The sequence below is a fragment of the Leucobacter chromiireducens subsp. chromiireducens genome (assembly GCF_016758255.1).
Lineage (GTDB): Bacteria > Actinomycetota > Actinomycetes > Actinomycetales > Microbacteriaceae > Leucobacter > Leucobacter chromiireducens.
Genome location: NZ_QYAD01000001.1, coordinates 522,716 through 535,006, shown reverse-complemented (window position 1 = coordinate 535,006; position 12,291 = coordinate 522,716). Strand labels below are relative to the sequence as shown.

Below are 12,291 nucleotides of genomic sequence, written 5' to 3'. Positions count from 1 at the left end.
GCGGCCCGGTACTACTGCGCGGTACTACTGATCGTCGTCCTCGTCGCGAGGCTTCGTGTACGGATCGGCCTCACCCGCGAAGGTGGCGTTCGCCGCAAGTGCGGCCGACTCATCGTCACGACGCTTCGCCTCAGCGAGCAAGTCGCTCAAGTGCTGCGCGCTCTCGGGCAGCTCATCGTGAATGAACTCGAGCGTGGGCGTCAGCCTCGTGCCCAGCTGCTTCCCGACCTCGCTGCGCAGCATGCCGGTCGCGGCCTTCAGCGCTGCGGCGGTGTCAGCCTGCTCCTGCTCGTCGCCGTAGACCGTGTAGAACACGCTCGCCTGCTGCAGATCGCCCGTTACGCGGACGTCCGTGATGGTCACAAAACCGAGCCGCGGATCGCGCAGCCCCTTCTCCAGGCGACGAGCGATGATCTGCTGGATCCGCTCCGCTACCTTCCCCGCACGTGGATTCGTCATACCCCAATACTAGCCGTGAGTGCCCCGGGAGGTCCCCAGGCTCGCGCCCGCGCGGTAGCGTGGAGGCCACCGCCCCTCCCCAACGGAAGTTGCACTGTGAACGACACCGCTTCAGACCCCCACCCGGATCAGGATGAGCCTGCGGCGCCACAGCACTCGGCCCCGCAGTACGCGCCGCCTCAATATGCGGCTCCGCAGTACGCGCCCCCGCAGTACGCCGCGCCCCAGTACGCACCCCAGTACGCACCCCAGTACGCCGAGCCCCAGTACGCAGCGCAACCCGGCGCAGCGAACTGGGCTCCCGCGCCGGGCACGGGCGAACCCTTCGATGGCGCAGCTGATCCGCGCGATCTGAGCCGCCCGCTCTACGGCGCGACACTCGGGCAGGCGATCGCCCGGTTCTTCCGCGGCTACGTCCGCTTCGAGGGGCGCGCGTCCCTCAGCGAGTATTGGTTCGCCCGGCTCTTCCTCGCGATGCTGATGCTCGGGTGGGTGCTTGGCACCGCGGGCGTACTGAGCCTCCCCGATTCCGCGGGACAGCCGGCCGCCGGCGCTTGGATCACGCTCGGGATCCTCGTCACGCTGGGCCTCGCGCTCCCCTCCATTGCGAGCATGTGGCGGCGCCTCCACGACGCGAACTTCCCGGGCCCGCTCTGGTTCCTGACGTTTGCCCCCGCGGGTGATCTGGTGCTGCTCGTGCTGATGCTCATGCGTTCTCGCCCCGAGGGTCGGCGCTTCGACGCAGCACCGCAGGGCTCCTTCGCCAGCCCGGCCGGCCCCGCCGCGGGCCGCTAACCGACGCACGCATGCCTCCCCACTCTGCCGCGGAAGAGCGGCGCTTGCAGGCGCTGCGCCTCCTGCGGCAGGTGCGCGACCGCATCGATCGCGACTACGCGGAGCCCCTGAACGTCGCTGAGCTGGGCCGTGGCGTGGGGATGTCGGCCGGCCACCTCAGCCGCGAGTTCACCGCAGCGTACGGGGAGTCGCCGTATAGCTACCTCATGACGCGCCGAATCGAGCGGGCGATGACGCTTCTCCGGCGCGGGGATCTCTCAGTCACCGAGGTGTGCTTTGCCGTTGGCTACGGCTCGCTTGGTACGTTCACTACACGGTTCACGGAGCTTGTCGGGGTCTCCCCCGGGCGGTATCGGCGCGAGGGCGGCCCGCTCACCGGTCTGCCGGGAATCGTCACGATGCGCGCCACAAAACCCGTCAGGAATCGAGAAGTTCCGGCGACCGGCGAGGAGTAGCGTGACCGGCATGAAGATCAACATTCACGTCACCTTCCTGCCCCACACTGACGCTGAGTCGTCGCTCACGTTCTACCGCGATGTGCTCGGCTTCGAGCTGCGCAATGATGTCGGCTACGGCGACATGCGGTGGCTCACCGTGGGCCCGGAGAACCAGCCGGAGACCTCCATAGTGCTCGGACCGCCGGCGGTGGACCCCGGGCTCACCGATGATGAGCGACGCGTGATCGCCGAGCTCATCGCGAAGGGCTCGTACGCCTCGATTGTGTTCGCCACCGACGAGCTCGAGCCGCTCTTCGCGCGAGTCGAGGCCGCCGGGACCGAGATCCTGCAAGAGCCCATGGACCAGGACTGGGGCACACGCGACTTCGCATTCCGGGACCCTGCGGGCAACACGGTGCGTGTGCAGCAGCTCTGACAAACGTATTTCCTGCGCGGCGGTGCAGGGCGGCCTCACCCGGCCGCCGACAACGGAGAAAGGCCCGGGCAGCACACTCGCTGCCCGGGCCTTTCTCCGTTACACCCTGCGGTTAGTCGCGGGGCTTCTCAACCATCTCGGTGGTCTCGATCTCGTCGCCGACCTGGATGTCGTTGTACTTGCCGAGGCCGATACCAGCCTCGAAGTCCACCTTCACCTCGGTGACGTCGTCCTTGAAGCGGCGCAGCGACTCGATGGCGAGGCCATCGGCGATGACAACGCCCTCGCGGATGACGCGAGCCTTCGCGTTACGCGTGATCGTGCCGGAGCGAACGATGACACCCGCGATGTTGCCGAACTTCGACGAACGGAAGACCTCGCGGACCTCCGCAACACCCGACTGCTTCTCTTCGTACTCAGGCTTGAGCATGCCCTTGAGTGCACCCTCAATGTCATCGAGCGCGTTGTAGATGACGTTGTAGAAGCGGATGTCGATGCCCTCGCGCGCTGCGCGCTCGCGAGCCTTGACGTCGGGACGCACGTTGAAGCCGATGACGATCGCGTTGTCGATCGTGGCGAGATCCACGTCCGACTCGGTGATCGCACCCACACCGCGGTGGAGGATACGGAGCTGGACCGAATCGTCCACCTCGATCTTCATGAGCGACTCCTCGAGCGCCTCAACGGCACCCGACACGTCACCCTTGATGATGAGGTTGAGCGACTCAACCTTGCCATCCTCAAGCGCCTTCGTGAACTCTTCGAGGCTGATGCGCTTGCGGGCCTTGGCGAGCATCGCGTTGCGCTCAGCGGCCTCACGCTTCTCAGCGATCTGGCGGGCCGTGCGGTCCTCGGGCGTCACGATGAAGTTATCGCCTGCACGCGGCACGCTCGAGAGACCCTGCACCGAAACGGGACGCGAGGGAAGTGCCTCGAGCACCGGATCGCCGTTCTCGTCGTGCATCGCACGGACGCGGCCGTAGGCCGTGCCCGCAACAATTGCGTCGCCAACGCGCAGCGTACCCGACTGGATGAGCACGGTGGCAACCGAGCCGCGACCCTTATCGAGCTTCGCCTCGATGGCCACACCACGTGCGTCCTTATCCGGGTTCGCGCGCAGGTCGAGGCCAGCGTCAGCGGTCAGGAGGACCGCGTCGAGGAGTTCGGTGATGCCCACGTTGTTCTTCGCGGAGACGTCGCGGAACATCACGTCGCCGCCCCACTCCTCGGAGACGAGGCCGAACTCGGTGAGCTGCTGACGCACCTTCTCCGGGTTCGCGTCTTCCTTATCGACCTTGTTGACCGCGACCACGATCGGCACGCCCGCCGACTGTGCGTGGTTCAGCGCCTCAATCGTCTGCGGCATGATGCCGTCATCGGCCGCGACCACGAGGATCGCGATGTCGGTGACCTGCGCACCACGGGCACGCATGGCGGTAAACGCCTCGTGACCCGGGGTATCGATGAAGGTCAGCGCACGCTCGACGCCGTCGTGCTCGGTGTGCACCTGGTACGCACCGATGTGCTGCGTGATGCCGCCGGCCTCGCCGCCGCCCACGTTCGCCTTACGGATCGCGTCGAGCAGTCGGGTCTTACCGTGATCGACGTGGCCCATGACCGTCACTACGGGCGGGCGGGGCTGCAGGACGTCGTCGCCCTCTTCCTCAAGCTCCGACTCGATGTCGATGTCGAAGCCCTCGAGCAGCTCGCGGTCCTCGTCCTCAGGCGAAACGACCTGGATCTTGTAGCCCAGCTCCTCACCGAGGATCTGGAACGTCGCCTCGTCGAGCGACTCCGTTGCCGTCGCCATCTCACCGAGGTGGAACAGCACGGTCACGAGGTTCGATGCGCTCGTATCGATCTTGTCCGCGAAATCGCTCAGCGATGCACCACGGCGCAGGCGGATCGGAGTCGATCCGTTGCCCCGGGGTACGCTCACGCCGCCCAGTGACGGCGCCTCGCGCATCTCGAATTCTGCCCGCTTCGCCCGCTTCGACTTGCGTGCCTTGCTCTTGGAGCCACCGCGACCGAATGCGCCAGCGGTGCCTGCACCACGGCCACCACGACCGCGACCAGCGAAACCGCCGCCGGGACGGGGACCACCGAAACCGGTTCCGGGCGCGCCAGCGCCGCCGCCACCACCGGGACGGTTAAAGCCACCGCCACCACCGGGACGACCGCCGCCGCCCGGGCGACCGGGGCCGCCGGGACGACCTGCACCGGCTGCACCAGGTGCGGGACGCGGCGAGGGACGCGGGATGTTGCCCGGGTTCGGGCGACCTGCTCCGCCACCGGGGCGGGGCATGCCCTGGTTCGAGTTGAAGGGGTTGTTGCCGGGGCGCGGCGGGCGCGGAATGCCCATGCCCTGGCTGGAAGCGAAGGGGTTGTTTCCGGGGCGCGGGCCGCCGGGCTTCGCAGCGGCACCGGGCTTCGCGCCCGGCTTCGCAGCAGCACCGGGCTTCGCGCCGGGCTTTGCCGCCGCAGGCTTCGGGGCACCGGGCTTGTCGGCCGCAGCGGCCTTCGGCGCAGCGGGCTTCTCCGCCGCAGCGGCCTTTTCAGCAGCGGGCGCGGCCGGGGCTGCGGGAGCCTCGGGCTCAGCGACCTTCGGGGCAGCGGGCTTCGGACCAGGCCGGGGGCCGGGCTTCTGCGCCGCAGGGGTCTTGGGGGCAGCGGGGGTCGCCGCCGACTCGGCGGGGGTGCCGCTCACGCCATCAGCTGCGAGCGCAGCCTTGACCTTGCGCGCCACGGGGGGCGCGACGCTGGAGGAGGACGCCTTGACGAACTCTCCCATTTCTTTCAGCTTGGCCAGAACGACCTTGCTATCGACACCGATCTCCGCAGCGATCTCGTGTACGCGTGGGTTTGCCACTTTTCTCCTGTCTGGGTTCACGCCAGACAGGCGAGAACCAAAATTACTGGACGGGTCTCATCGTGAGCCGCTCATTAGTTGTCCATGAGTGTTTTCAGCCTGTTCTCTAAGGGGCCGGCATCGGGCTTCCCCGATGCTCGCAGCGCGCGGGGAAAAGCCCCACGCTTCACAGCTTGATCCAGACACTGAGCCAGGGGGTGAACCCAGGCTCCCCGCCCCGGAAGCACCGCACGATCATCGACGCACAGTCGACCTTCGTGCACCACGACTCGAAGCAGTTCCGTGCGTGGAGCGCGTTTCCGACACGCCACACAGGTCCGAACCGCATCCATCTTACCAGCTTCCTGTCTGTGTCTCGCGCTGACGGCGTGCCGTCCGCTGCGGGCAGACTCCTCCCCAAAGGGTACGTACTTCATGCATGTTCGGCACCCGCTCGTCGGCAATCCACCCGGCGGGGGCGGGCCCGCGCGAAACGGGCGATGCCGGGGCTCCCCAGCACCGCCCGTACGCAGACTCGGTGAACTAGTCGTTCATGATCGAGTCGGGCTGAATGTCGATCTTCGCGCCCGTGAGCTTCGCTGCGAGGCGAGCGTTCTGCCCTTCCTTGCCGATCGCAAGCGACAGCTGGAAGTCGGGCACCAGCGCGCGCACCTGCTTGAGCGACTCGTTGAGCATGAACACGTCGGTCACCTTTGCGGGAGACAGCGCGTTGGCGACGAACTTCGGAAGCTCGGGCGAGTAGTCGACGATGTCGATCTTCTCCTCGCCGAGCTCGCTCATCACGGCACGCACGCGGCTGCCCATCTCGCCGATGCAGGTGCCCTTCGCATTGATGCCGGCCTGCTTCGCGCGCACAGCAACCTTCGAGCGGTGGCCCGCCTCGCGCGCGAGCGACACGATCTCGACCAGGCCCTCAGCGAGCTCCGGAACCTCCCGTTCGAAGAGCTTGCGCACCAGCCCGGGGTGGGTGCGGGACACAACGACCTGCGGTCCCTTCGTGCCCTTCGACACGCTCGTCACGTACACGCGGATGCGCATGCCGTGCGGGTACTTTTCGCCGGGCACCTGCTCCTCGGGAGGCAGGATCGCCTCGAGTTCGCCGAGGTCGACGTGCACCATGCGCGGGTTCGGCCCCTGCTGCACGATGCCCGAAACGACCTGACCCTCGCGGTCCTTGAAGGTGCCGAGCACGGCGTCGTCGCTCAGGTCGCGCAGTCGCTGGTTGATGACCTGCTTTGCGGCACTCGACGCCACGCGGCCAAACTCGTCGGTGGTGATGTACGCTTCACCGATCTTCTGCCCTGCCTCGTCGAGCTCGGGTACGAGCACCGAGATCTCACCGCTCTTGCGGTCCAGCGTCACGCGCACATCAGACTCGCGCGGCACTGGGATGTTCTGGTTTTCCGCGTGACGAATGTACGCGGACTGGATGGCCTGCTCAATAATCTCAACGAGCTCGTCGAACGGAATTTCCTTCTCGCGTTCGATCTGTCGCAGCGTTACCAGCTCGATCTTCACCGTGGCCTCCTTGTATTGAACTGTCTATTCAGATGTCACCCGGGGACAGCCCCGGGCGGAAGAGACTAGATTACTCCAGCCACATGACAAGTGCCACCTGTCGCCCGCGCGGGTGCGTCGGCAACAGGTGGCACGTGCAACGAGCCGGGGCTCCGGGGCTACGCGGAGAACAGCCCCGGGATGTCGGCGATCGCAACCTTTTCCTTGGTGCCATCAGCGCGGTTCCACACCTCGGCAAAGCCTTCAGCGGCGTCACGTCCGACGACCACCACGCGCGGCACGCCGAGCAGCTCAGCATCGCCAAACTTCACGCCGGGCGACACCTTGGGGCGATCGTCGAACAGCACGTCAGCCCCGGCGGCCTCGAGCTCGCCGGCCAGGGTCTCAGCGATCTCGAACACGGCAGCGTCGCGACCGGTGGCCACGAGGTGCACATCGAAGGGCGCGATCGCCTCGGGCCAGATGAGCCCGCGGTCGTCATGGTGCAGCTCGGCAAGGATCGCCATGATGCGGGTCACACCGATGCCGTAGGAGCCCATCGTCACGGTGACGAGCTTCCCGTTCTCATCGAGCACCTTGAGCCCCAGCGCCTCCGCGTACTTGCGTCCGAGCTGGAACACGTGGCCGATTTCCATGCCGCGCGCGGCCTCAATCGGGCCGGACCCGTCGGGAGCGGGATCACCGTCGCGCACCGACGCGATGTCGGCAACGCCGTCGGCGCTGAAGTCGCGCCCCATCACAAGGTGCGCCACGTGCTTCTCCGACTCGTTGGCGCCGGTGATCCACTCCGTGCCCGACACCACGCGGGGGTCGAGCAGGTAGCGCACGCCGGTGCTGCCCTCGGTGCCGAGCACGGCCTGGCCGCCGAGCACGGGCCCGATGTAGCCACGCACGAGGCCCGGGTGCTTTTCGAAGTCTGCCGCCGTGGCCGGCTCAACATCGGCGCCCCCGAAGACGACCTCGGCACGCTTCATGTCGGCATCACGGTCCCCCGGCATTCCGACGACCACGAGCTCCCGCTCGCCACCGATCGGCGTGATTGCGAGCACCACGTTCTTGAGCGTGTCCGCGGCCTCCCACGGGCGACCGTCGGCCCGCGGAATGACTGCATTGGCGTGCGCAACGAGCGTCTCGATCGTGGGGGTGTTCGGGGAGTCGAACACAGCGGCGGCCGGTGCGTTCGTGAAGTCGATCGCCTCGGGCACCGGGGTCTCGTACGCCTCAACATTGGCCGCGTAGCCGCCGGCCGAGCGGACGAAGGTGTCCTCACCGATCGGCGTGGGCAGCAGGAACTCCTCGCTGCGCGAGCCGCCCATGGCGCCCGCGTCGGCGGAGACGATGACGTACTCGAGGCCGAGGCGCGTGAAGATGCGCTCGTAGGCATCGCGCTGCTTCTGGTAGCTCGCGGCAAGCCCCTCGTCGGTCACGTCGAAGGAGTATGCGTCCTTCATGGTGAACTCGCGGCCACGGAGCAGACCGGCGCGGGGCCGCGCCTCGTCGCGGTACTTATCCTGGATCTGGAAGAGCTGCAGCGGCAGGTCCTTGTAGGAGGACACGATGTCCTTCACCATGAGCGTGAAGGCTTCCTCGTGCGTGGGGGCGAGGAGGTGATCGGCGCCGTGCCGATCCTGCAGGCGGAACATCGTCTCGCCGTACTCGTCCCAACGGCCGGTTGCCTCGTAGGGATCGCGGGGCAGCAACGCGGGGAAGTGCACCTCGTGCGCGCCGGCCGCCGCCATCTCCTCGCGGATGATCTGCTCGAGCTTGCCCTTCACGCGCAGGCCGAGTGGCAGCCACCCAAAGACGCCCGGCGACTGCCGCCGGATGTAGCCCGCCCGCACCAGCAGCTTGTGGCTGGCGACCTCGGCGTCCGCGGGGTCCTCGCGGAGAGTCTTCAGGAAGTAATTGCTGAGCCGTGTGATCACCCCACCATCGTAGCCCTCTCGACGCGCGCGCTCACCCGCTGCGGCGAGCGCCTAGGCTGGGCGCATGCGCGAGTGGGTGAGGTGGCTGGGTCCGATAGCGGTGCTCGTCCTCGCCGCGCTGCTCCGTTTTTGGGCGCTCGGGCGCCCGGGCACGCTCGTGTTTGACGAGCTGTACTACGTGCGCGACGCGATCAGCCAGCTTGCACACGGGTTCCCCACGGTGTGGCCGGACGATGATCCCTCAATGGCTGGGGATCGGGCCACGGCGTTCACTGCCGAGGCGTCGAACGCGGTGCACCCACCACTCGGCAAGTGGTTGATCGGGATCGGGATCCTCGTGTTCGGCCCCGAAAGCGGCTGGGGGTGGCGCAGCGCAGCGGCACTCGCGGGGGTCGGCACCGTCGGCGTGGTGATGCGCCTCGCCTGGCTGATGTCGCGCAGTCTCATCCTCGCGTGCCTCGCGGGCTTCCTCCTCGCGATCGACGGCGTGCACGTGGTGCTCAGCCGCGTGGGCCTCCTCGACGGCTTCCTCGCGTTCTTCGTTGCGCTCGGCGCGCTCTTCGTCTGGCGGGATCAGCTCGCCCGGGCAGAGCGCGGGCCACTCGGCGAGGGGGGTGGCACAGCCCGGATCCCGATCTGGTGGCGCCGTCCTTGGCTCATCGCAGCGGCGGTGGCCTTTGGCGCAGCGGCCGCGGTGAAGTGGTCGGGGCTGTACCCGCTCGCGTTCTTCCTCGTGTTCATCACGGTGCGGGATCTGCTCGCACGGCTCCGCGCGCGCGAGCCCCGCGCGGTCTGGCGTGCGACCTGGCAGGCCGGGGCAACCGCCCTCGTCGCGCTCCCCACTGCGGCACTCACTTACCTCGCGAGCTGGGTCGGCTGGATCGCGACGGCCGGCGGTCACGCACGCGAGCCGGGGGTCCCCTGGCCCGTGTCGTTGCTGCGCTACCACCGCGAGATGCTCGGCTGGCACAGCACGCTCAGCGCCCCGCACCCGTACCAGGCGAACCCACTCACGTGGCCGCTGGCGCTTCGCCCCACCGGCATGTACGAGCAACACTGGACGAGCGGCTGCCCGTTCACCGAGTGCGTTGCAGCGGTGTCTCCGCTCCCGAACGCGCTCGTCACATGGGGTGGCGTGGTGGCGCTCGGGGTACTCGGCTGGTGGGCGGTGCGCTCACTCTGGGTGGGCCGGCGACCCGCACCGCTGCACGCGGGATCCGCGTGCGGTTCAGAGCCCGCGCCGCGCCCTACGCAGAACCTGGCACCGCTCCTTCCCATCACCACGGCCGCTGGTTTCGTGCTCGTCGGCTACCTCTCCGGGTGGCTCCCCTGGGTCGCGACCGTGAGTCGATCCGCGGTGTTCCAGTTCTACGCGGTGGTGCTCACGCCGTTTGCGGCACTCGCGCTCGCGCTGTGCATCGGAGCGGTGTGCCGGCTCGGCCCGAGCTTCAGCGCCGCACCAGGATTCCTTCCTGAACGGAGTTTCCACACGACGTTGGAGCTCCGAGTGCTCAGCCCCGAGGAGCTCCTTGGGCGACGCCTCGCCACCGCGGTCTTCCTCGCCCTCGCGCTCGCGGTCGCCCTGTTCTTCTTCCCGCTGTGGTCCGGGCAGCCGATCGCCGAGTGGTTCTGGCGCGCGCACCTGTGGCTGCCCGGCTGGAACTAGACCCGGCTGAAGTAAGACCCGGCTGGAACGAGCTCCCGCTGAATTGAGACCGAGCTCAGAGCAGCCGCCGGGCGAGCGCCCACGCGGTGAGCTCGTGCCGGTTCGAGAGCTGCAACTTGCGCAGCACCTTCGACACATGCGTCTCGACGGTCTTCACGGAGAGGAAGAGCTCGGCCGCGACCTCCTTGTAGGCGTAGCCGCGCGCAATCATGCGCATCACTTCCTGCTCGCGTGCGGTGAGCCGGTCCAGCTCATCGTCTGCGGCGGCGATCTCCCCACCGCCCGCACCGAACGCGTCGAGCACGAAGCCCGCCAGCCGTGGCGAGAACACCGCGTCTCCGCCATGCACGCGCACAACCGCCGCCGTCACCTCCGCGCCCGATGCGGTCTTCGTGAGGTACCCACGCGCGCCCCCGCGGATCACGCTCACCACGTCGTCGGCAGCGTCTGAAACGCTGAGCGCGAGCACCCGCACCTCAGCCGCGCCGGGGAGCCCCGCAATGCGGCGCAGCACCTCGGCCCCGCCCCCGCCCGCGCCACCGGGCAGGTGAACGTCGAGGAGCACGACATCGGGCGCAGTGTCCGCGATCACGGCGACCGCCTCATCGACAGTCGCGGCCTCCGCCACCACTTCGAGCTCGGCGCCCAGCTCGGCGCGCAGCCCCGTGCGGAAGATCTGGTGGTCGTCGACGATCACCACGCGGATCGGGGCGGGCAGCTGCGCCGTCTCAGGTGCGCTCATCGTTCTTCCTCCGGGGTTCTCGTGTCGGGCACAGCTCCATTGTCCTCGCTCGCGGCACGCAGCATGGAGAGTCGCACGGACGTGCCGCCGCCCGGGCCGGGAACGATGCGTGCGGTGCCGCCGGCGCGCTCCATGCGGCCGAGGATTGACTCGCGCACGCCCATCCGATCAGCGGGTAGCTCGCTCGGGTCGAGTCCCGGCCCGCGATCGGTCACGTCGATCGACACGCGTTCGCCGTTCGACTCGAGATACACGGTGACATCGCCGCCCGCGTGCCGCGCCGCGTTCAGCATCGCCTCGCGCGCCGCCGCAACGATGGCCTCGGGCGCAACGCCCGCCGCGCCCACCTCGACCACCTCAAAGCGCACGGCGTGGTGTTCCTCGAGCCCGGCCGCATGCGCACGAAGCTCTTCGGCCGCCGCCTCGCGTTCGCGGGGAGCCGCGCCGTCCGCGGTGCGGAACAGCCACTCACGTAGTTCGCGCTCCTGTCCACGGGCGATCCGCGCGACCTCGCTGCCCGGGGTGGAACGCTGCTGAATGAGCGCGAGTGTCTGCAGCACCGAGTCGTGGAGGTGCGCCGCGATGTCGGCGCGCTCGGCCTCCCGGGCGCGCGCCGCACGCTCGGCCATGAGCTCCCGGTTGACGCGCAGCAACCACGGTGCGATCGCGAGCGCGACCCCAGCGAGCACCGCGAACGCCGCGGTAATGACCGTCCAGGCGTTTGGCTCGCGCGCCGTGATGAAGAACATGAGGACGCCCGCGGCGACAAGCGCAACGGCGCCCAGCACCCGCGGCACTTGGTTGCGGTCGGGCCGGTCCCGATCCGCGATCTGCCACCAGGTCAGTCCGACTCCCACGAGCACTGCCATGGCGGGCAGAAGCACCTCGAGGTTCACGCGTACGCCGAGGCGCACGAGCACGAAGCCGACGCCAACGACGAGGAGGCAGCCGCCCAACAGCAGCTCCGCGATCGGCCAGCGCGTCCCCCGCTCGCCCGCGGCAGGCGCGGCAGGTTCAGGCGAAGCAGTGCCAGGCGAAGCAGTGCCAGGAGAAGCAGTGCCAGGAGAAGCTGTGCCCGACGAAGGGCCATACCCCCGTGCAGGAGCAGGACCAGGATCAGAGACCCAGGGAGCCGCGGCATCGACCACCGAGTCCGCTGGGAGGGCGGGCTCTGCCTGTTCGGCGGCGAGCGCGGCGGAGTTCGGCTTCGTGAGTGCGCGGCGCAACGGCACGACCCCGTCGGTCTCGCCCGCCTTTGGCACGGTCGCCCACAGCCACGCGTAGAGCAGTGCTCCCGCGCTGCCCATGAGCGCGAGCACCACCATTGCCACCCGCACGGCCACGACCGGCACTCCCAGATGCGCGGCAAGCCCACCGCAGACTCCAGCGAGGAAGCGGTCGTCGGTCGCGCGGACGAGGGGCGGTCGTGTCATGCACCTATCCA

Annotated in this window: 11 protein-coding genes; 4 read left to right on the top strand and 7 right to left on the bottom strand. The window is 68.5% G+C overall.

Annotated features, from left to right (window positions below; all coding sequences use genetic code 11):
* Window positions 1-24: 24 nt before the first annotated feature.
* Window positions 25-459: a 30S ribosome-binding factor RbfA gene (gene rbfA / locus D3226_RS02485; protein WP_202380831.1), complete on the bottom strand. Its 435-nt coding sequence runs from the start codon at window positions 457-459 to the stop codon at window positions 25-27.
* A gap of 96 nt (window positions 460-555) precedes the next feature.
* Here rbfA and D3226_RS02480 point away from each other — a divergent pair, with 96 nt between their 5' ends.
* Genes D3226_RS02480 through D3226_RS02470 form a run of 3 tightly spaced genes read left to right on the top strand, consistent with a single transcriptional unit; the run spans window position 556 to window position 2,127 of the window.
* Entirely contained in the window at window positions 556-1,254 is a 699-nt protein-coding gene (locus tag D3226_RS02480; RefSeq protein ID WP_202380830.1) for a DUF805 domain-containing protein, read from the top strand.
* Between the two features lie 11 nt (window positions 1,255-1,265).
* A complete protein-coding gene (locus tag D3226_RS02475) occupies window positions 1,266-1,709 on the top strand; it encodes a helix-turn-helix transcriptional regulator (protein WP_202380829.1) in 444 nt (147 codons plus the stop codon).
* Window positions 1,710-1,719: 10 nt separating this feature from the next.
* Window positions 1,720-2,127 (top strand): VOC family protein, encoded by a 408-nt coding sequence (locus D3226_RS02470; RefSeq protein ID WP_202381499.1) that lies wholly within the window; start codon window positions 1,720-1,722, stop codon window positions 2,125-2,127.
* 112 nt (window positions 2,128-2,239) lie between these two features.
* Here the strand turns inward: D3226_RS02470 and infB are convergent, their stop codons facing one another.
* From infB to D3226_RS02450, 4 genes are all read right to left on the bottom strand, one after another.
* Window positions 2,240-4,996 carry a translation initiation factor IF-2 gene (infB, locus tag D3226_RS02465; protein ID WP_202380828.1) on the bottom strand — a complete coding sequence of 919 codons (2,757 nt, stop codon included), beginning with the start codon at window positions 4,994-4,996 and terminating at the stop codon, window positions 2,240-2,242.
* Window positions 4,997-5,070: 74 nt separating this feature from the next.
* Window positions 5,071-5,328: a YlxR family protein gene (locus tag D3226_RS02460; protein ID WP_202381498.1), complete on the bottom strand. Its 258-nt coding sequence runs from the start codon at window positions 5,326-5,328 to the stop codon at window positions 5,071-5,073.
* A gap of 190 nt (window positions 5,329-5,518) precedes the next feature.
* Window positions 5,519-6,514 (bottom strand): transcription termination factor NusA, encoded by a 996-nt coding sequence (nusA, locus tag D3226_RS02455; protein WP_202380827.1) that lies wholly within the window; start codon window positions 6,512-6,514, stop codon window positions 5,519-5,521.
* Between the two features lie 158 nt (window positions 6,515-6,672).
* A complete protein-coding gene (locus D3226_RS02450; protein WP_202380826.1) occupies window positions 6,673-8,439 on the bottom strand; it encodes a proline--tRNA ligase in 1,767 nt (588 codons plus the stop codon).
* A 64-nt stretch (window positions 8,440-8,503) separates the two neighbouring features.
* Between D3226_RS02450 and D3226_RS02445 the strand changes: the two genes are divergently transcribed.
* Window positions 8,504-10,105, top strand: a complete 1,602-nt coding sequence (locus tag D3226_RS02445) for a dolichyl-phosphate-mannose--protein mannosyltransferase (protein ID WP_237462195.1) — start codon at window positions 8,504-8,506, stop codon at window positions 10,103-10,105.
* Between the two features lie 55 nt (window positions 10,106-10,160).
* Here the strand turns inward: D3226_RS02445 and D3226_RS02440 are convergent, their stop codons facing one another.
* Both D3226_RS02440 and D3226_RS02435 read right to left on the bottom strand, forming a co-directional pair.
* On the bottom strand, window positions 10,161-10,847 hold the full coding sequence (locus tag D3226_RS02440) for a response regulator (RefSeq protein WP_202380825.1): 687 nt from the start codon (window positions 10,845-10,847) through the stop codon (window positions 10,161-10,163).
* Window positions 10,844-12,280, bottom strand: coding sequence for an ATP-binding protein (locus tag D3226_RS02435; protein ID WP_202380824.1), 1,437 nt, complete (start codon window positions 12,278-12,280; stop codon window positions 10,844-10,846). The genes D3226_RS02440 and D3226_RS02435 overlap by 4 nt, the downstream gene beginning before the upstream one ends.
* Between the last annotated feature and the right edge of the window lie 11 nt (window positions 12,281-12,291).